A 17,215-nucleotide genomic window follows, 5' to 3' on the forward strand; every position below is an offset into this window, starting at 1 on the left:
ATAAGTTAAACAGGCCAAAAAGGCAAAAAGCGCTTTTCCGGCCTGTTCATCAGTCTTATGCTTGTCGCCTCTGAACGAGCCGCCTCCGCTTTTCTATTAACCTTATGTTTATGAGAGGACGAAAACTAATGATTAAGACAAGAAACAATATATATATGCTTTATTTTTATCTCTTTTTTGCCCAGTTGTTCTTTGACCGGGCGTTGTGGGTCATCTACCTTGGCGATAAGGGGATGACCTTCGGTGAGATCGGCATATTGGAGGCGTTTCTCCATTTGGCCATTGTCCTGTTTGAGGTTCCGACAGGGATGATCGCAGATTTGTATGGGAGGAAGGTCAGCCTGGTGATCGGGAATGTGTGCAGTCTCCTTTATGCCTTGTTCATGCTGATGAGCGGGACGTTTTCGATGTTTACCCTGGCCTTTCTATCCATGGGTCTCATGGTGACCTTTCATTCAGGTGCCGAGCAGGCATTTGCTTATGACACGCTGAAGAATGAAAAGCGTGAAAAGGATTATACGAGGGTAATCGGAAGTATGACGGCCATTTCCCTTTTATCATTGAGCCTTGCCAAATTCCTCGGGGGATTCATGGCGGAGATCAGCTGGGAATGGGTATATGGTGCAACCATCGTCACCCATGTCCTTGCACTGATTCCACTGTTTTTCATGAAGGAACCGGAACGTGAAAAGACGGAGATTATCGGAGGTCGCTGGTATAACCAGTGGGTTCATCAATTTAAATTGGGGGTTGCCGTTTGGAGAAATAACACGGTCATTCACCAGCCTGTTTTGCTATTCATCTTAGCGAGTGCTGTCATGGTGATCATGGTGTTCTACGGACAGGAATACTTCATACAACTAGGCTACTCCCCTGTCGTCGTGGGAGCAGTGTTTACGATTGAAGGGCTCCTTGGAGTCGTGATGGCGAAGATTGCTTACAGGGTAGAGGCGCGATTTAAGTTCTTCAATATTTTAAATTATGGCTTAGGTCTATTCCTCTTCTTTTTCATCCTGTTCATCTTCGCCACGGACTGGGCGATCCTGTTATCGTTTCTGATCCTTGCACAGCTCTTGAGTCTGTTCGAACCGATCTTCAGCTCATTCGTGCAAAACTTTCTGCAGAGCAATATCAGGTCAACTTTCCTTTCCCTGATTGGGTTAATGGAAAGCTTCGTCATCATGATCAGCTTTCCGTTATTCGGATTTGCCATTGAACATACTGGGTTTACCGACGGGTTTGCGGGTCTGCTTCTGCTTTTCTTCGTGCTTGCAGGCGGATATTTAATTGGTCAGAGATTTATTCAACGGTTCAGGTAAAGAAGGAGCTTCTCACTTTTAGGTGAGGAGCTTTTTTTTATGAACGCACCAGGAAAATTATGTTAAAATATTGAAAGGTAAAATTATACCAGGGGGTAAACATGAAATATCTTTTTGATTTTTTTCTGGCCGTATCTTTGAATGGTCTTTCTTATTACATCGCGAGCTTCGTTCTTAGAAATGGATTGCCTATTTGGCAGGCATTGATCATCGGTTTTTCTGTCGTATCACTTGGGGCATTGACTGAAGCTCTGGGAAGTCCGATGTGGTTAATCGTACTGGTTCCATTCCCAGTGGGGATGTTCTTGCTTTACTCTTTCCTTCAAGTATCGGTTCCTCAATGGTTTCTGACGTATATGCTCACTCTTGCCATATACACTGTCATCCATATACCGATGAGTTATTTCTTTTATTTCCATTCGTTAATTCCGGCCTGGAAACTATCTTAATCAAAAGGAGAGATTGTTGTGAATGCTGAAAAAATGAAAAAGACATTCCGAATAGTTGGGTTTAAAGGAGAAGGAGCCTTCACTGAATTTAACACAGAGGTACCGAAACGGGCCCGGCAATTTCTAGAGAGGTTACATGAAATCGAAGCCGTGCCTGGTCCTGAAATCGCCCTTTATGAACCGAAGAGGGATTCGGACCATTTGGAAGGGGTTTATTATGTCGGGATCATGGTGGACGAATCCCTTACAAACGTTCCGGCCGGGATGAAGTATATCGAAATGGACGAAGAGTATGTTACGGCGAAAGGAAGCGTACATCATATTGGAGAGCTTCACTCCTATCTTTTAAAGTGAATGGAAGATCAGGGATATAAAAGAAAAACGGGGGCTTATATTGTGGAGACCTATCATCCATTGGAAAATGGCGAGGAAGAAGTAGCGATTTACTTACCTATTCTTATATAGGATCCTTACCATGTTACATCTTTCGACAAACGGATCATACAAAGAAAAAGTGGATCATATATGAAAATTCCGGTTCATAAACGGCTGAAACAGGTTCATATATCTGAAAAGTGGTTCATAAGTCGTGAAAACCGGTTCATATCTTGAATGAGTGAGTCCCATGAATGGTTTCAATCTCAAAGAAGCCCATTGATAGTCATTAAACGTGATATTTTCATAGATTTTGATCAAGAACAAGCATCAACTGAAGGGAAAAACATATTTTAAAAAAGAGAATGTGATGATAGGTGGAGAAGTGTATCTATCATTCGATATTTGATCATACACGATATCTGCTAGTTTAGTATTGAAGGCTGTCTTGAATGAGGATTTCGCTACTAACTCAAACAAGGTAGTAATGAAAAGGAAAGAGGGGGTATTCAACATGAAATATCTCTGGGCGGGTGCCAACATTCTGATGCCGGTTCTGTTATTATTTCTGGCATTTGCTACCTGGATCGGGTACATTGCTGAAGATATTCGGGAGTATTATCATTTTAAATGGGCAGCCCTTTTTCTTTTCATAGTGGGCTACGGTGTACAATTTTATAAAAAAACAATCGGTCTGATCATCGTATTGTTAAGCCTTGTTACATGGTTTTTATTGTAGTTGGCCGGCCCTCCTTGAAATGGAAGTTTAGTAGAAAAATATGAAGAGGTGTTAAGTTGAAAGATTTTACGATTATTTCAGAAACTGAAAGATTGATCATACGACCGTTGAAGGTTGCTGATTATCCAAACTGGCTTAAGGAATTCGAAAGCAGATCTGCTTCCTCCAGCAGGCATGATCTGGGGAAGATGGATATGAGCGAATGCACGGAAGAATGGTTCGTTCAGTTGGTGACGAAGCATCAAGAACTGGCTAGTAATGATATAGCCCACGTATTTGGTGTGTTTAGAAAAGAGGATCATAATCACGTGGGAATGGTGGATTTCTCTACGTTATCAAGGAATGAATTTCAATGGGGAAGGATTGGTTACACCATACATAACCAGCATTGGAAGAACGGGTACGGAAAAGAGGCAGTGAAAGCGGCATTGAACATAGCTTTTCATGACTTGAATTTCCACCGGATCGAAGCTCATATCAACCTCGATAATACCCCTTCCATAAAGCTTGCTGAAAGCGTTGGGATGGAATTTGAATGTATCAGGAAAGGATTTATCTATGAGTTCGGTGAATGGACGGATAATATGATTTATTATTTGAATGCAAGATAAGTAAACGATAATGGGGGAAGGGGGTACAATGCTTTTCTTAGATATCGATCCTCTCCAAATAAGACGTATCATGACATTAACAATGACTCGGATGATTTTGCTTTTTTATAAAGAAACAGGCAATGTAAATGAGGGCATGGTCGGTGAAGCAAGGCGTTATTTGATCCCCATGAGAGAGATGGTTGAGTATGTTGTCGGTTGGATGAATGAAAACAGGGAGGAGACATAAAATGCATTTATTTCATTATCACTGGTGGACGGACAATCCGGAAAAAATGGAAAGGTTTTATCAGAAGTCAGGGTTTGAAACCAAGTTAAGAGTCGGTCGATACAATGGGGAAATGCACACATTCAATCCTCCTTTGAACTGGGAAGATTTCAGGGATAAAGACATTCGATTTAGAATCATCGAGATGGTCAAAGGTCAAACCAATCTGACATTTGGACACGGTAAAAAGGATATGTTCGACCATATTGGCTTCTTGGTTACGGATGCTGAATATTCAAAGGTCATAGAAAGAGCGGAAGAACATAAGTGGAAGGTAAATGAAGGCGAACGAAGAACGTTCATATCAACTCCCTGGAAGTTTCGAATCGAGCTTCAAAAAAGGCTTGAAGTGGTCACTGAAGAAAAACACCCATCTATACAAGCGATGGAGATTCACATGCCCTTCCGTGAGGACCCTGCCTTAGTAAGCAGTCTATTAAACTTTGAACTGACCGAGCAAACTAGTGGAAAAGTGACAATAGGGAACGATGAGTGCACCCTTATTTTTTGCAACAGTGAGGAAAAAGAGCCGAGTCTGCATTCCGTTGTGTACCTTGCTGATCAAGATTTCAGCAAGGTAGATCCTGTTCATACGAAATTAATAGGAAGAACACATAAGTGGAATCAGTGAAACGACACCTTTTCATAATGGGGATTTTGATCCTGTTCGTGGCAGCTTGCGGCAACCAGGAAGAAATCACCGACCCTCACTTTATGTGGGGAGGTAACAAATATATCACTACCTATGAACCAATAGAAGAAAAGCAAGTATCAGAACAGATGGGTGTAATAAAAGCTGAGGGGGAAGTCCCAATAGATGAGAACGGAGAAGCCACGGGTCTTCCGGAAGGCACGCCACTTTATAAAATTGATGATCAAATTGATAGTCCTGTAGACGTGCTGGCTTATCAAATCGGGAATCGATTCTATATCGCAAGGAAACTGGTGGTCCATCATTAAGTAGCATACGGGCGACAGACCTATTTTGTTTTCAACAAATAAATCTAATCCTTTCTAAGTTATAGGAGGCACTCATGAAAAAGGTTGTACTTATTGGATCAGGTGGATCGGGGAAATCTACACTTGCTAGGCAATTAGGTGAAAAATTAAAGATAAATGTTTATCATCTTGATGCGTTGTTTTGGAAGCCGAATTGGGTCGGTGTTCAAAGGAATGAGCAGGAAAAAGTTCAAAATGAGTTAGTCAGAAATGAAGAATGGATCATTGATGGGAACTATGGCGGGACCATGGAGATAAGGCTTAATGCAGCCGACACCATCATCTTTCTCGATATTTCCAGAACAATCTGTGTCTACCGTGCTTTCAAAAGAATGTTGATCTACAGAAATACAACCAGGCCGGATATGGGGGAAGGTTGCGAAGAAAGATTTGACTTGAAATTCATTAAATGGATATGGAATTATCCGAAAACCAGCAGACCGGAAATTTTAAATAGACTTAAACAATTGCCGAAAGATAAACAAGTCATCATGTTGAAATCACCAAAAGAAGTTCAACTGTTCTTGGGAAAAGTATAATGACTTTCCTTACTCTTATTTAGAAAGGGGATGAACTTGGAAACTAACCAGGAATAATCTGGAACCTTTTTTCCGTGAATACGTACATGTAGGAAAGGTCTTTTTATTCGCGTGAAGGAGGAGTCATGATGGATTATGGATTACTTACCATTGGAGTCGCTCTATTACTCATTTCGTATCTAGTCGGTGTGAAAAAACAAACGTGGCTGCTGGCAGGTTTTAATGAAAAAATGATCAAAGATAAGTCTTTGTTAGGTACGATAACGGGGCTTCTATTCTTTCTTCCATTAGGGGTGCTTGGAATCGTTAACAGTCTGTTTGATTATGCCCATGAGGGAACCATTTTTGTGGCAGTCATGTTGGTCTTACTTACGGTCGTGTATCTACTTATTAATCGAAAACTCTTGAAATGAAGGGTGCGCTTGTATGGAAGGAAAGCATATAACAATCAATGGCAAATCGATCTATGTTTGTGTCAAAGGGGAGGGGGAGCCGATCCTCTTTCTTCACGGCGGTCCTGGCGGGAGTCTTGAATATTTCCTCCCACATATGGAGCCTCTGGCTGAAGACTATCAGATGATTTTATATGATCAATCGGGTTGCGGGAAGTCAGGAGGCGATACCTATTCCATAGAAGAGGAAATCCACACTCTTGAAGGCATAAGAAAGGCACTGAGCCTGGAGAAAATGACGCTCTTCGGCGAGTCTTGGGGGAGTATCTTAGCATTGTCTTATGCCGCAATGTATCCATCCCATATCCACAAAATCATTCTAACGGCCGCCATCGGTCTATCCTCCAAAGACTATGTAACTTTCAAAAAACTTTTCTTTCAAAAGTTGGGTCCCTATAAAAAAATGCTGCTCGGTTACTACTCGATATCTTCCATTTTCCGCGTGGATACAACCCGAAAGCTAAACAATCTGGTGGACCCTTATTATGTGCATTCAGTCGATACTTTGAAAAAGAAAAAAGAGATTCGCTACAACAAAGAGGCCCTTGAGGACATAGGCAAAGACATTGAACAGAACTACAACCTATTCCCGTCCCTGTCTCAAATTGAATCTTTACCTATTTTGATCGCTCAGGGATCGCATGATATTCTAGCCCCGGCATACATAAGGGGAAATGTACTCCCATACTTAAGAAACGCAGAACTAGTTGAAGTAAAAGAAAGCGGGCATTGGACGATCCTGGAACAACCAGAAGAAATGCTGAGATTGATCCGATTGTATATTGGAGGCCATGGGGAGGCAACGGGGACAGGCACCCTGGCTCTTTGAAGGAGAGAACCAAGGGGAATGTTCTCGGTGGTCTTTTTTTAGAATAGGCTAAATATAAATGACGTTTCTAATCGTTTAAGAAAGGGGGAATTGCGTGTTTTTATTTATCGCATTGGCGCTACTTTCTCTAAATGTGGCCTTCTTTATATTAAAGCTAGTGGCTCCTTACTCGGAAATGATGAACTCTTTTAAAACAGTGAATGGATTTTGGAAGGCTCAAGCGGCTTGTTTGGCCTGTGTCTTGCTCTTCGTATTTCTGCATTATTCAGGGGAAGAGAGAGCCAAATGGCATACTAGCCCTGACTATGTTTCAGAAGGGAATTTGTATTTGGGTGATGAGAAGGGGAGCATTGAGTACAATTCATTTGTCGTGGAGGAAAAAAACTTTGAGACGAATCTGATTCTACCTGAGAAGGCAATAGGTGCAGATAAAGTGCGCCTTCTATTCACTCACGATGGACACGGGAAAAAAGAACCGATAGCGTTACCCCATTCCCGGGAGAAGAAACAGCCAGTGACGCTGTGGTTTACTGATAGTGGACAATGGAGAATGGATATTGAAATAAACGGTTCCGTATATTCTTCAGTTGTGTTGCCTGTCAAAGAGAAATAACCGATCCACGGTATTACGCTAGGTGAAGAAAATGATTTGTGTATTTGATTTGGAAGGAACCATTTGTTCTAAGGGAGAATCCACGGGGAATCCACGGGGACAGGTACCCTGGCTTATTTACGGAATAAGAGCCAAGGTACCTGTCCCTATGGTCTTAATTGGTACGAAGCGAAAGGGCAGGATTGCCGAAAAAAGTTGAGTAAAGGGGAGAGAGTACTATGAAACGAATGCCGTTTGAACCACCAACAGAACATTATGAAGAACGAATTAAAGACATTGATGAACAGATCTGTAACTTCATCAAACAACGAAAGGACCTTTCTGATAATGATCCTGGTTTTCCAACTAAACAACTGATCTCCACTTGGGCAGAGAAGTATGATTTTCATGAGGAATTTTTAAATAGCGTGTTTTCTCATTTCTTACAAGAAGAAATGTTCAGACCGGTTGTTGAGCCTAAAGGGTTTATTAGGAACATACCAATCTTAAAATCATTTGAAAAAGATGATATGTTTTTCTCGATAACATTCGTACGTCAATTTGAAAATGCCAGTGTCATTCACTTTACCATTGATACGGATGCATCCGATGAGTATCCCAGGGAATTTCGGGAGCATACATTTTTTGACCTATCAATAGAAGGAGCAGAGGATTACGAGTGTCGTAACGAAGGAGGAGGAGGCTCCAGGGGGCATACATCCTATACATACATTGTATCACCAGCATTACCCGACGATTTTTCAAACATTCATTTCGTTTTTAGAGAATGTAAAATGCCATTTCAGAAGCCAACGGGTTTTGAAATTATTATATGAATGGGGGATTGGGGTCTGTCAAAACCGAGCACAAAATGACAGGTGTAAAGTTTTCACAACGACTATGATGATAACGTAGTCCTGTGAGAAGGGAACTACACACTAAAAAGGGGGAATGTATGTGTCTAGTTTCAATGTAAGTATATTTCAAATCAGGGGCAACTCTTTTCAGATTGGCTTGAAAACAGCTGAAAAGGTCCGGAATACTCCCATTCTAAAAACCTTTGAATCCATCACCAAGCAGGAAATTGATCTTCACAACATGAAGTCTATCTATTCAAACTTTGCCCCGCATTTGCTTGAAGAGTTAGAGGGTCTGGCACAAGGATTGGGGATTTCGCCGGGCAGGGCAGCTGCTTTGTTTAGTGGGTATGATGTTCCGAAAACTGAAGCAATGGGATGTTCTACACTTCTTACAAACGATTATTATGTGAGGAATTACGATTTTTCTCCTGCTCTATATGATGGGATATTTAGTCTGGTTCAAGCGGATAAAGCTTTTGCTACAGCGGGGTACAATCTTCAAATGCTGGGGAGACACGATGGTGTGAACGAGAAAGGGCTCATTGCAGGCTTGCACTTCGTCAGTCATGACGGCTACGCAAAAGGAATTTCCCCCTGGATTGCCATCCGGATGGTGTTGGACCGTTGCTCTTCTGTTGATGAGGCCGTCGCGATGTTGAAGGAAATCCCTCACTCGGCCTGTTATAACTTTTCCCTGGGAGACCGGAAAGGGAGTATGGCAGAAGTCGAAGCAAGCTCAGAGAAGGTGATTGTCAGGTATGGAGACTCGGGCTTATCCTGCGTAAATCATTTTCAGGATGGTCGGCTTACTGATAAAAATCGGGAATCCATCGAAGGTTCGATCCAGCGTAATAAGCATCTTCTTGAATTAATGGATAAGAGACTTTCCCATCGTGACATGTTCCATCATTTTAAAAGTGTAGAGTCACCCATTTTTTTCACTGATTACGGGAATTTATTCGGAACCCTTCACACTTTTTCATATTCCCATCAACATTCAAGGATCCTCACAACCATTGCCCGGAGCAGTCAGGTTCTGGATATAAACTTCCGGGATTGGGTGGGCGGAGAAGACATTCGTGAGGGGAGTTTAAGTGGTTCTATTCAAGAAGGTTAGCCAAGATGTGGTTTCGCCATTTCTCTGCAGAATTAATCATGAAACAAACAATGCCCCTGCCATTATCAGCAAGAGCATTGTCCTTCATATCAAAAGAAACCATTGGCTTATTTATATCCAATCAATCGTTTAGACCGTTACATCCTTTTCCTCGTGATCTTTACGGATCTGATTTAACTCCTCCGTTAACCTCAGGAATTCTTCTTTATTTCGATCACGTAATGATTGGTCGATTTTCTGTTCGAGTTGTTCTTTCTGGAATGTTAGCAGGGCCTTGTCCAAAATCATTTCTGCAAAAAGAGAGTCTATGCCGGGTACTTCGGACTGTGGTGAATTTAGCAAATACTTCTTCATGAAAAATCAACTCCTTGACCTTTTTTCTATTATACTAACCATTGTCTCAATATTCAAACATTTTAAACAAAAAAATTATATTTATTTAAAAAATGTAAAAACACTGACATTCTTTTTCCGTTTTCTTTACCATGATAGATAGAACGTGAAAGGGGGATTTTATTTGAACAAGCCAGAAGTCATATTGAATGTCTTTTCATCTATTGATGGGAAAATCACTACGGCTCCAAATCGGAATGTAATGGAGTGGACAGCGGCAGGGATAGACGGAGAAGCAAATGAAGTCACGCATCAGCTGTATGATGAATTGGATTGCGACGGGTTGGTATCAGGAAGTGAAAGTCTCATCGTATGGGGAAACGATTGGGTGGAGCTGGAAAAATCGATTTATGAGCCCCGGAAATCAAAGGCGTATATTGTGTTTGACGGGAAGGGACGAATTGACTGGTTCCAGACGGAAGGGTTATTGGTCGTCACACGAGAGAATGTGTCGGAGGATTATATTGAACAATTGGAACGTAAGGGAATTACCTATCTGCAAGCTGGCAGAGGTGATTACATCGATTTGCCCCTCGCTTTACATAAACTCTATGAATCAGGCTACAGGAGATTGGGTCTTAGCGGTGGCGGGGGAATCAATGGAGCGTTATTAAGACAGGGATTGATTGATGAAGTGAGCCTCGTGATCGCCCCATTAGCTATAGGTGGAACGGGCACACCATCCCTTTTCGATTCACCGGATTTAACTGATTTGGGAGGTGCCACCCGGTTGGAATTGAAAACGATGAAGCCTGTCGGTGAGGGTTCGGTGTGGCTTCATTATAAGGTGAAAAAGTAGCGGGAATAGTCAGGAGCCTGCCCTTCCTCGTGAAACGAGGTGAGGGGCAGGCTCCCATTTTTATTTAAAGTACCTCATCAATAATCTCTTCAAACGTATCACTCACACGGCTTCTCTTAAGCAGGATTTCCTGATTGTCGAGTGTCACGCTTCCTCTGTGTTCATCCAGGTTGAACTTTTCTTTCAGGACCGCCATCGATCCTTTGCTGCGTTTGTCGATTTCGAAGTAGACGGTGGTTTTATGGTCGCCCTGAAGGATATAGACTTCGAGTTCGTCGAGCTTCCGGCTGTATTTACCGAAGGATGGAGTGAATTCATATTGCTGCACAAAAGGACGACTCGTTTTCACCCATGCCGGGGTGTTCTGACTCTCCATCTGCTTGAATTTAAACCCGATGACCTTGATGGCATCCACGATGTTTTCATGAACGGTTGATGGGTCGACGGATACATGATCCCTGTCCTTCGGGTCAACAGCATTCTTGATATCGACGCCCGTCTCGATCCAGACCGGTGGAACATTCTTCTGCGTTTCAGGGTGAATCATCGTGATCGGCGTATGCAGGGGAACCTTGAATGAGAACGGGATGTGCTTCTTTTCCCCCTTAGAGATGGTAAAGGGCTCATTGAGCTGATGGACTTCCACAACGGCAGGAGACAATCGATCGCCGCCTTCATGGCCGTACATTGTCATCAGCTTCAGATCGATCGACTCGATTCGCTGATCCGTATTTCCACCTTTCACCTCTACGACTCCTTCGAGCATCTCACCCTGCTGAATATAGGCCCGCTTCACCTTCGTATCAACGGTGGCGGAACCAATCCCAATACTCGCAATCACTTTATTGAACATGGACATGTGCATTCAACCCCCTTCTTGATATCTCTATCGTAGCATAGATTGTCAGGTTAAGAGGAAGGGGAAGTGTTCAAAGTAGATGAACACTTCGGATAAGAATCTATGATTGTCACGCCGCCGGGATGGCGTTACGCCAATCACATTCTTCTTTTTAGCTTAAAGTATGAAACGCGTTTCATAGCAAGGGGAAAATAAAAAAAGAATAGAGCAGTTGGGCTTGTCATGTAAACTCCTATCCTCTCATATTCATAAGAAAGGCAACATAAGGAGGTGTGACCATTTTGAATATCATGATGATACCGGCATTTATTGTGCTTCTCATCCTTATCATTATCATCTGTTTCTACTTTGTGACCAAGTACAAGCAACAGGCTGTTCAAGTCTTTACATTAGAAAGTTTCCTTCATTCGTCTAAGCTGGGTGAAGACAAGGGGAAGGACAATAGTTTAATAGAAGAGGTGAATGATTATTTTGATGATGGAGATAGCGATGGGGATGGAGATGGTGGGGATGACGGGGCGTGAAACTCCCCGTCTGTCTTTTATTCAGTTAATAGAGATAACAGTAGCAGGAAGATTCCTATAAATGTAGAAGCATAAACAAAGGAGTTTGCTGGATATACCATTGTATAAAGAGACTGTAATATTTTCCGAAAGAGATGATCATGATGCTAAACATCAACCGTCTAAATTACATAACAAGTACGGCTGAATGGAAGCTGGCCTAAGACGAGGAAATTCATAAACTTGACGAACTTTATCAAGAGGAAGAACGCCCCACGACGGATAGGGACCGAACCTGACCGCGTTCTTCGGCGGAAAGCTTATCGGGGGATTAAGACATACGGGGAATGATCTTGTGAAGACGTAAACAGAGAGGGATAAAGATGCTAAAAAGAAAATATGGAGACCGCCCTGATTGGGAACGAGTGATCAAGCGGAAATATTCACAGGCGTATCTCGATACCGGGGGATTCAAAGGCTATATCACTTTATTGAATACAATTAAAGTAACGGAGCCGTTATCGGTTCGTTACGGGGAAAAAAATGTATGTATAGTGGATGATGGTTATATGTGGCTGCAGCAATTTCCTATCGGTAAGAATCATTCAGTCACGACGATGTTTGATGCAGGTGGTGAGATCGTTCAATGGTATATCGATATTTGCCTTTGCAATGGAATAGAAGATGATATTCCCTGGATGGACGATTTATTCCTGGATATTGTCCTATTACCAACGGGGGAGATCATTGAAAAGGATTCGAAAGAGCTTGAAGATGCCTTATTGGAAGGGATCATTGAAAAGCCCCTTTACGATTTGGCGTGGAATGAAGCGAAAACCCTTAAAGGTTTCATAAGGAAGGGCAGCTTTGACTTGATAAAATGGTCACACAGCCATAAGGAAATCTTATCTAACCACTTGAAGTAGCTTGCATTAAAGCATTTCTTTCTCAAAAGGAATGCTTTTTATATTAATCAATTACAATAATAAAACAATGTAATTGAATAATTATTTATTGTAAAACAATAAATAATGTATTAAGATGAAAATGGAATTTAAATAAGCGAGGTGCTTTTGATGAAACGAGAAACACTCTTTTTGAGAATAGCTGTATTTCTTATAGGAACCCCGGTTCTTGCCCTGTGTGTATTCGGGTTGCCTTGGTTAGCGAAGGATGTGGCTGGTTGGGAGCTTGCCTATTTGATATATGGTATCTTGATCGTGATGTATGTATCGGCGATCCCGTTTTTCGTTGCCTTGTTTCAGGCGATCAGACTATTAAGCTATATTGACAAGAACGATGCGTTCTCGGAATTATCGGTGAAGGCTTTAAAGAATATTAAATATTGTGCAACCACCATCTCGATCGTATATGTGGCCGGAATGCCGCTCTTCTATCTCATGGGAGAGAGAGACGACGCCCCAGGGGTCATCGTGATCGGCATGATGTTTGTTTTCGCCCCGTTGGTGATTGCGGTATTTGCGGCAGTTCTTCAAAAGCTATTAAAAAATGCCATCGATATAAAATCAGAAAATGACTTAACGGTCTGAGGTGAAAATATGGCGATTATAATCAATATTGATGTGATGCTGGCAAAAAGGAAAATGAGCGTGACAGAGCTGTCGGAGAGGGTTGGAATCACGATGGCGAACCTTTCTATATTGAAAAATGGAAAGGCAAAAGCGGTTCGATTATCCACTTTAGAGGCGATCTGTAAGGCATTGGAGTGTCAGCCTGGAGATCTTCTGGAATACAAAAGTGAGGAAGATATTCAATAAACAGGGTCTGGAGGCAAAAACATGAGAGCATTCAAACAACTCGTTCGTTTTGGTTGGGAGCAGGCACTGTCCTGTTTGTTCCCTGTCGTTATTTTTGCCTCTCTGGCTTTGACACAAATCATCCCGCTTCCACTACTACCGCGGTATGACTGGCTACTCATCATCTGCCTCCTGATGCAGTGGGGAATGCTGCGTTCCGGGCTTGAGACACGGGATGAACTCAAGGTGATCACCTTGTTTCACTTGATCGGGCTTGCCCTGGAACTTTTCAAGGTCCATATGGGTTCGTGGTCTTATCCCGGGGAAGGGTATTCCAAGGTGTTAGGGGTGCCTTTGTACAGCGGATTCATGTACGCGAGTGTAGCGAGTTATCTTTGTCAGGCGTGGAGGAGGCTTAGGGTGGAACTTGTGAAGTGGCCACCGTTTTTGGTCGTTTTTCCATTGGCTGCTGCGATATATTTGAATTTTTTCACCCACCATTACTGGATCGACGTTCGCTGGTGGTTATCGGGACTCGTTTTGATCGTCTTTAGTCAGACCTGGGTCCTGTACGAGGTGGGCAGAATCCGGTACCGCATGCCACTTGCCCTTTCATTTGCCCTCATCGGATTTTTCATATGGATTGCCGAAAATATCGCCACGTTCTTTGGCGCCTGGGAATATCCAAACCAAACCGATGCCTGGAGTCTCGTACATCTGGGGAAGGTGAGCTCATGGCTCTTATTGGTGATTGTCAGCTTTATGATCGTGGCGATGTTGAAGCAGGTGAAGGGAAAGGGTTCGGTTCGGATTGAGAGAGGTCAACTTCCAACCGGACATTAACCTGAGGTCAGGAGGGATCAGTTTGAAAAAAATGGCTATCGGTTTCATTTTGATACATGTCCTTATCTTTCTGTTGTGGATCATGAACTCGGGGGATTTATTTTCCCTCCTGGGCATCGCCTGTTGGATGTTGGCCATTGTCTCGGGATTTATCGTTCAGATCATGCTGGATGAAGTCTTGATGATCAGAAAGATAATGGCCATATCGAATGGCTGGATGGTGTTTTTGATCATTATGACCGTGGGGGTCCATTTCACTGTGACCTCCATGCCTTGAAATTCCATGGGAGGCAGGTACCTTGGTTCGGATTTATCAGTAGGGAAAAGAGATTAGGTTCCTGTCCTTTCTAAATGCGAGGGGTTATTTTTTTATAAAAAATGGTTGACATATCTAACTGTAAATATTAATATTACAGTGTACCTTGAAATAACGGTTAATCTTTTTTTATATAAACTGTTACTTTTTTTATTATATTTAAAAAGGAGTGTATAAACAAATGGTCAATCTATATCTGACATCAAGCTGCACATCCTGCCGTAAAGCAAGAGCATGGCTGGATGAACATTCAATTGAGTATGTGGAACGTAATATGCTGACAGAACCGTTGACACCTGACGAGATCAAATCGATCCTTCGCCTGACAGAAAACGGAACAGAAGACATTATTTCCACTCAGTCAAAAGCATACCAGGAACTAGACGTAGACATTGATTCTTTGCCGCTCCAGGATTTATATACATTAATCAGGGAGAATCCGCAAATGCTGAAAAGACCAATCATCCTGGATGAAAAGAGATTGCAGATCGGCTATAACGATGAAGAAATCCGCAGCTTCCTGCCGAGAAGAGTTCGTACCTTCTCATACAAAGAGCTTCAAAAACTGGCCAATTAACAGAGGGATCGGGATGGTTGACAGTACAAACTGTAAAAGATACCATTACAGTAACATCCGTAAAGGAGGCAGGCCATGAATAGCGACTTTACATTAGCCATTCACAGTTTAACGTATCTTGCCCTGAAGACCGATCGCATGTCCACAAGCGATGCGATCTCAGAAAGTGCCGGCGTTCATCCCGTCCGCATCCGAAAAGTCCTGAGTTTGTTGAAAAAGCAGGGATTCATCGCCTCAAAAGAAGGCACGGGCGGCGGATTCATTTTTGCAAGGGACTTGAGCGAGATCAATCTGTGGGACATCTATAAAATCACGTCAGAAGGCGCCCTTCAGCCCAAATGCACGGCCTCTAACGAACAGTGTGTGGTAGGAGCAAATATGAAAAAGGTTCTCTTTCACATTTTTCTGGGAGCAGAAGAACAGCTGGGGGATTACTTAAAAGACTACACTATTAGAGATATCGTCGACTTAATCAATAAAGAGGAAGCATAGAAGCTTTCTTTTCCTATAAATGTAACAAATAATATTACAGTTGGGAAGGTGAAAAGGTATGTCAAACCAGCATTCCATTTTAAAAACCGGGGATTGGATCAAAGGGAAATTACTCTCAGGTGAATTGGTCATCGGTTATATTGAAAACCTTGATATCCAAAGTCAAACATTAAAAGCAAAAGTCGTGACAAGTGATAATAAAACCATTGAAGGCAAAAGCTTTCCCTTATTAAACAGACAGGTGACAAAAATCCCGTCCACCCCTGTGAAAAACAAGGAACAAATCCAGTTCCTGATTGACCTTGCGCTTGCAACGGGTGACCAAGAATGGTTCCTGGAACTGACTGCGAAGTTGAATTCCATGCGGGAGCTTGCAGAGGGGATAAAGTGAACATCATGAAAGGAGCTGAAGAGAGTGATTCTTCAGCTTTTTTTTATTGTTGGTTTATCATTCAAAGGATTAATCCTCTCCTCCTAAAGTCGTAGAATACATTTGACCATTTGGTGGAAGAAGACTACTAGAAAATGGAATAGAATGAAATCAGATAAAGAGACGGCAAGAGGAGGAGATTTACGATGAATAAATATGTGTGTACAACATGTGGAACTCAATACCCTAAGAGTCAGGAAAAACCTGAAAGATGTCCCATTTGTGAGGAAGAACGGCAGTATGTCAATCCGGATGGTCAAAGCTTTACGACACTGGATGAAATGATCCGGAGCGGAGTCTATCAAAATACCATTTTACAAGAAGAACCGGGACTGTACAGTATCACCACCACACCGAAATTCGGCATCGGACAGACAGCTTATCTGATTACAATTGGAGGATACAATGTGTTATGGGACTGCGTCACGTATCTGGATGAGAAGACGATCCGGACCATTGAGGAGTTGGGCGGCATCGATGCGATCGCGATTTCCCATCCGCATTATTACTCTGCCCAGCTGGAGTGGGCTGAACGGTTTGATGCGCCCATTTACCTCCATCGGGATGATCAAAATTGGGTCATGGAACAGAGCGAGCGGATCCAGTTCTGGGACGGGGAAGAGTTGACGTTGAAAGAAGGGATTTCACTGCACCGCCTTGGTGGGCATTTCAAAGGGGGAGCGGTTCTTCACTGGAGTCAAGGCGGGATTCTTTTGACAGGGGATATCATTCAGGTGGTGGCGGATACGGACTGGGTCAGTTTCATGTACAGCTATCCGAATTTCATTCCCCTGCCGGCAGGTAAAGTGAAGGAGATGGCTGAAAAAGTAGAGCCTTTATCTTTCCATAGGCTGTATAATGCCTTTCATCGGGTGATAGCAAAAGATGCAGATCAAGCGGTCCAACGATCTGCAGAACGATATATCATGGCTCTCGCAGGGGAATTATTTTCGACGTAAGTTATATTTTATCCAGGTATGTTTAAAGGCGGATCTTTTACTGTAATCAATGGTGAAAGAACCGTCCATTTTCCGCTGTAGATTATTCTTTCACAACCTACTAATAGAAGGAAAATAGAAAGAAACCGACGAATAGGA

The 17,215-nt window shown here is 42.5% G+C and carries 27 protein-coding genes; 25 read left to right on the top strand and 2 right to left on the bottom strand.

Annotation, left to right across the window (positions count from 1 at the left end; translation table 11 throughout):
- Positions 1–128: 128 nt before the first annotated feature.
- The 14 genes from ACOSV2_RS13860 (at position 129) to ACOSV2_RS13925 (ending at position 9,149) form a co-directional block, all read left to right on the top strand.
- The gene (locus ACOSV2_RS13860) at positions 129–1,319 is read left to right on the top strand and encodes an MFS transporter (protein ID WP_428975606.1); all 1,191 of its coding nucleotides are present in this window, start codon (positions 129–131) and stop codon (positions 1,317–1,319) included.
- A gap of 101 nt (positions 1,320–1,420) precedes the next feature.
- Positions 1,421–1,768 carry a hypothetical protein gene (locus ACOSV2_RS13865; RefSeq protein ID WP_428975607.1) on the top strand — a complete coding sequence of 116 codons (348 nt, stop codon included), beginning with the start codon at positions 1,421–1,423 and terminating at the stop codon, positions 1,766–1,768.
- A gap of 18 nt (positions 1,769–1,786) precedes the next feature.
- Positions 1,787–2,122: a hypothetical protein gene (locus ACOSV2_RS13870; protein WP_428975608.1), complete on the top strand. Its 336-nt coding sequence runs from the start codon at positions 1,787–1,789 to the stop codon at positions 2,120–2,122.
- Positions 2,123–2,657: 535 nt separating this feature from the next.
- The gene (locus tag ACOSV2_RS13875; RefSeq protein WP_428975609.1) at positions 2,658–2,882 is read left to right on the top strand and encodes a hypothetical protein; all 225 of its coding nucleotides are present in this window, start codon (positions 2,658–2,660) and stop codon (positions 2,880–2,882) included.
- Positions 2,883–2,938: 56 nt separating this feature from the next.
- Positions 2,939–3,493 carry a GNAT family N-acetyltransferase gene (locus ACOSV2_RS13880; RefSeq protein WP_428975610.1) on the top strand — a complete coding sequence of 185 codons (555 nt, stop codon included), beginning with the start codon at positions 2,939–2,941 and terminating at the stop codon, positions 3,491–3,493.
- A 28-nt stretch (positions 3,494–3,521) separates the two neighbouring features.
- A complete protein-coding gene (locus ACOSV2_RS13885; RefSeq protein ID WP_428975611.1) occupies positions 3,522–3,722 on the top strand; it encodes a hypothetical protein in 201 nt (66 codons plus the stop codon).
- Between the two features lies 1 nt (position 3,723).
- Positions 3,724–4,392: a VOC family protein gene (locus ACOSV2_RS13890; RefSeq protein WP_428975612.1), complete on the top strand. Its 669-nt coding sequence runs from the start codon at positions 3,724–3,726 to the stop codon at positions 4,390–4,392.
- Positions 4,380–4,721: a hypothetical protein gene (locus ACOSV2_RS13895; RefSeq protein WP_428975613.1), complete on the top strand. Its 342-nt coding sequence runs from the start codon at positions 4,380–4,382 to the stop codon at positions 4,719–4,721. The genes ACOSV2_RS13890 and ACOSV2_RS13895 overlap by 13 nt, the downstream gene beginning before the upstream one ends.
- Positions 4,722–4,795: 74 nt before the next feature.
- Positions 4,796–5,299 carry a DNA topology modulation protein gene (locus tag ACOSV2_RS13900; RefSeq protein WP_428975614.1) on the top strand — a complete coding sequence of 168 codons (504 nt, stop codon included), beginning with the start codon at positions 4,796–4,798 and terminating at the stop codon, positions 5,297–5,299.
- A 125-nt stretch (positions 5,300–5,424) separates the two neighbouring features.
- Positions 5,425–5,712 carry a DUF3784 domain-containing protein gene (locus ACOSV2_RS13905; protein ID WP_428975615.1) on the top strand — a complete coding sequence of 96 codons (288 nt, stop codon included), beginning with the start codon at positions 5,425–5,427 and terminating at the stop codon, positions 5,710–5,712.
- A gap of 13 nt (positions 5,713–5,725) precedes the next feature.
- Positions 5,726–6,580, top strand: a complete 855-nt coding sequence (locus tag ACOSV2_RS13910; RefSeq protein ID WP_428975616.1) for an alpha/beta fold hydrolase — start codon at positions 5,726–5,728, stop codon at positions 6,578–6,580.
- A gap of 94 nt (positions 6,581–6,674) precedes the next feature.
- A complete protein-coding gene (locus tag ACOSV2_RS13915) occupies positions 6,675–7,193 on the top strand; it encodes a hypothetical protein (RefSeq protein WP_428975617.1) in 519 nt (172 codons plus the stop codon).
- 218 nt (positions 7,194–7,411) lie between these two features.
- A complete protein-coding gene (locus ACOSV2_RS13920) occupies positions 7,412–8,008 on the top strand; it encodes a hypothetical protein (RefSeq protein WP_428975618.1) in 597 nt (198 codons plus the stop codon).
- A 121-nt stretch (positions 8,009–8,129) separates the two neighbouring features.
- Complete coding sequence (locus ACOSV2_RS13925; RefSeq protein ID WP_428975619.1) at positions 8,130–9,149, top strand: C45 family autoproteolytic acyltransferase/hydolase; 1,020 nt, start codon at positions 8,130–8,132, stop codon at positions 9,147–9,149.
- A 129-nt stretch (positions 9,150–9,278) separates the two neighbouring features.
- On the opposite strand, the gene ACOSV2_RS13930 is transcribed toward ACOSV2_RS13925, so the two are convergent.
- Positions 9,279–9,503 (bottom strand): IDEAL domain-containing protein, encoded by a 225-nt coding sequence (locus ACOSV2_RS13930; protein WP_428975620.1) that lies wholly within the window; start codon positions 9,501–9,503, stop codon positions 9,279–9,281.
- A gap of 163 nt (positions 9,504–9,666) precedes the next feature.
- Here ACOSV2_RS13930 and ACOSV2_RS13935 point away from each other — a divergent pair, with 163 nt between their 5' ends.
- On the top strand, positions 9,667–10,341 hold the full coding sequence (locus ACOSV2_RS13935; protein WP_428975621.1) for a RibD family protein: 675 nt from the start codon (positions 9,667–9,669) through the stop codon (positions 10,339–10,341).
- Between the two features lie 64 nt (positions 10,342–10,405).
- On the opposite strand, the gene ACOSV2_RS13940 is transcribed toward ACOSV2_RS13935, so the two are convergent.
- Positions 10,406–11,200, bottom strand: coding sequence for a sporulation protein (locus ACOSV2_RS13940; RefSeq protein ID WP_428975622.1), 795 nt, complete (start codon positions 11,198–11,200; stop codon positions 10,406–10,408).
- A gap of 281 nt (positions 11,201–11,481) precedes the next feature.
- On the opposite strand from ACOSV2_RS13940, the gene ACOSV2_RS13945 reads away from it, so the two are divergent.
- From ACOSV2_RS13945 to ACOSV2_RS13990, 10 genes are all read left to right on the top strand, one after another.
- Positions 11,482–11,724: a hypothetical protein gene (locus ACOSV2_RS13945; RefSeq protein ID WP_428975623.1), complete on the top strand. Its 243-nt coding sequence runs from the start codon at positions 11,482–11,484 to the stop codon at positions 11,722–11,724.
- Between the two features lie 362 nt (positions 11,725–12,086).
- The gene (locus ACOSV2_RS13950; protein ID WP_428975624.1) at positions 12,087–12,629 is read left to right on the top strand and encodes a DUF402 domain-containing protein; all 543 of its coding nucleotides are present in this window, start codon (positions 12,087–12,089) and stop codon (positions 12,627–12,629) included.
- A gap of 150 nt (positions 12,630–12,779) precedes the next feature.
- A complete protein-coding gene (locus ACOSV2_RS13955; RefSeq protein ID WP_428975625.1) occupies positions 12,780–13,253 on the top strand; it encodes a DUF2975 domain-containing protein in 474 nt (157 codons plus the stop codon).
- A 9-nt stretch (positions 13,254–13,262) separates the two neighbouring features.
- Positions 13,263–13,481: a helix-turn-helix domain-containing protein gene (locus ACOSV2_RS13960; RefSeq protein ID WP_148967859.1), complete on the top strand. Its 219-nt coding sequence runs from the start codon at positions 13,263–13,265 to the stop codon at positions 13,479–13,481.
- A gap of 21 nt (positions 13,482–13,502) precedes the next feature.
- Positions 13,503–14,303, top strand: a complete 801-nt coding sequence (locus ACOSV2_RS13965; RefSeq protein ID WP_428975626.1) for a DUF817 domain-containing protein — start codon at positions 13,503–13,505, stop codon at positions 14,301–14,303.
- Between the two features lie 22 nt (positions 14,304–14,325).
- Entirely contained in the window at positions 14,326–14,580 is a 255-nt protein-coding gene (locus tag ACOSV2_RS13970; RefSeq protein WP_428975627.1) for a hypothetical protein, read from the top strand.
- A gap of 220 nt (positions 14,581–14,800) precedes the next feature.
- A complete protein-coding gene (spxA, locus tag ACOSV2_RS13975; RefSeq protein WP_428975628.1) occupies positions 14,801–15,196 on the top strand; it encodes a transcriptional regulator SpxA in 396 nt (131 codons plus the stop codon).
- 75 nt (positions 15,197–15,271) lie between these two features.
- A complete protein-coding gene (locus ACOSV2_RS13980) occupies positions 15,272–15,688 on the top strand; it encodes an RrF2 family transcriptional regulator (protein ID WP_113970281.1) in 417 nt (138 codons plus the stop codon).
- Positions 15,689–15,746: 58 nt separating this feature from the next.
- On the top strand, positions 15,747–16,079 hold the full coding sequence (locus ACOSV2_RS13985) for an IDEAL domain-containing protein (protein WP_428975629.1): 333 nt from the start codon (positions 15,747–15,749) through the stop codon (positions 16,077–16,079).
- 185 nt (positions 16,080–16,264) lie between these two features.
- Complete coding sequence (locus tag ACOSV2_RS13990) at positions 16,265–17,077, top strand: MBL fold metallo-hydrolase (protein ID WP_428975630.1); 813 nt, start codon at positions 16,265–16,267, stop codon at positions 17,075–17,077.
- Positions 17,078–17,215: the final 138 nt, after the last annotated feature.

It is taken from the genome of Rossellomorea sp. DUT-2 (assembly GCF_052665285.1).

What these genes read in the sequence shown, in the direction of transcription:
- ACOSV2_RS13860 (WP_428975606.1), top strand. Translation starts at nt 129, where the DNA reads ATGATTAAGACAAGAAACAATATATATATGCTTTATTTTTATCTCTTT.
- ACOSV2_RS13865 (WP_428975607.1), top strand. Translation starts at nt 1,421, where the DNA reads ATGAAATATCTTTTTGATTTTTTTCTGGCCGTATCTTTGAATGGTCTT.
- ACOSV2_RS13875 (WP_428975609.1), top strand. Translation starts at nt 2,658, where the DNA reads ATGAAATATCTCTGGGCGGGTGCCAACATTCTGATGCCGGTTCTGTTA.
- ACOSV2_RS13885 (WP_428975611.1), top strand. Translation starts at nt 3,522, where the DNA reads ATGCTTTTCTTAGATATCGATCCTCTCCAAATAAGACGTATCATGACA.
- ACOSV2_RS13890 (WP_428975612.1), top strand. Translation starts at nt 3,724, where the DNA reads ATGCATTTATTTCATTATCACTGGTGGACGGACAATCCGGAAAAAATG.
- ACOSV2_RS13900 (WP_428975614.1), top strand. Translation starts at nt 4,796, where the DNA reads ATGAAAAAGGTTGTACTTATTGGATCAGGTGGATCGGGGAAATCTACA.
- ACOSV2_RS13905 (WP_428975615.1), top strand. Translation starts at nt 5,425, where the DNA reads ATGATGGATTATGGATTACTTACCATTGGAGTCGCTCTATTACTCATT.
- ACOSV2_RS13910 (WP_428975616.1), top strand. Translation starts at nt 5,726, where the DNA reads ATGGAAGGAAAGCATATAACAATCAATGGCAAATCGATCTATGTTTGT.
- ACOSV2_RS13920 (WP_428975618.1), top strand. Translation starts at nt 7,412, where the DNA reads ATGAAACGAATGCCGTTTGAACCACCAACAGAACATTATGAAGAACGA.
- ACOSV2_RS13930 (WP_428975620.1), bottom strand. Translation starts at nt 9,503, where the DNA reads ATGAAGAAGTATTTGCTAAATTCACCACAGTCCGAAGTACCCGGCATA.
- ACOSV2_RS13940 (WP_428975622.1), bottom strand. Translation starts at nt 11,200, where the DNA reads ATGTCCATGTTCAATAAAGTGATTGCGAGTATTGGGATTGGTTCCGCC.
- ACOSV2_RS13950 (WP_428975624.1), top strand. Translation starts at nt 12,087, where the DNA reads ATGCTAAAAAGAAAATATGGAGACCGCCCTGATTGGGAACGAGTGATC.
- ACOSV2_RS13955 (WP_428975625.1), top strand. Translation starts at nt 12,780, where the DNA reads ATGAAACGAGAAACACTCTTTTTGAGAATAGCTGTATTTCTTATAGGA.
- ACOSV2_RS13960 (WP_148967859.1), top strand. Translation starts at nt 13,263, where the DNA reads ATGGCGATTATAATCAATATTGATGTGATGCTGGCAAAAAGGAAAATG.
- ACOSV2_RS13965 (WP_428975626.1), top strand. Translation starts at nt 13,503, where the DNA reads ATGAGAGCATTCAAACAACTCGTTCGTTTTGGTTGGGAGCAGGCACTG.
- spxA (WP_428975628.1), top strand. Translation starts at nt 14,801, where the DNA reads ATGGTCAATCTATATCTGACATCAAGCTGCACATCCTGCCGTAAAGCA.
- ACOSV2_RS13980 (WP_113970281.1), top strand. Translation starts at nt 15,272, where the DNA reads ATGAATAGCGACTTTACATTAGCCATTCACAGTTTAACGTATCTTGCC.
- ACOSV2_RS13985 (WP_428975629.1), top strand. Translation starts at nt 15,747, where the DNA reads ATGTCAAACCAGCATTCCATTTTAAAAACCGGGGATTGGATCAAAGGG.
- ACOSV2_RS13990 (WP_428975630.1), top strand. Translation starts at nt 16,265, where the DNA reads ATGAATAAATATGTGTGTACAACATGTGGAACTCAATACCCTAAGAGT.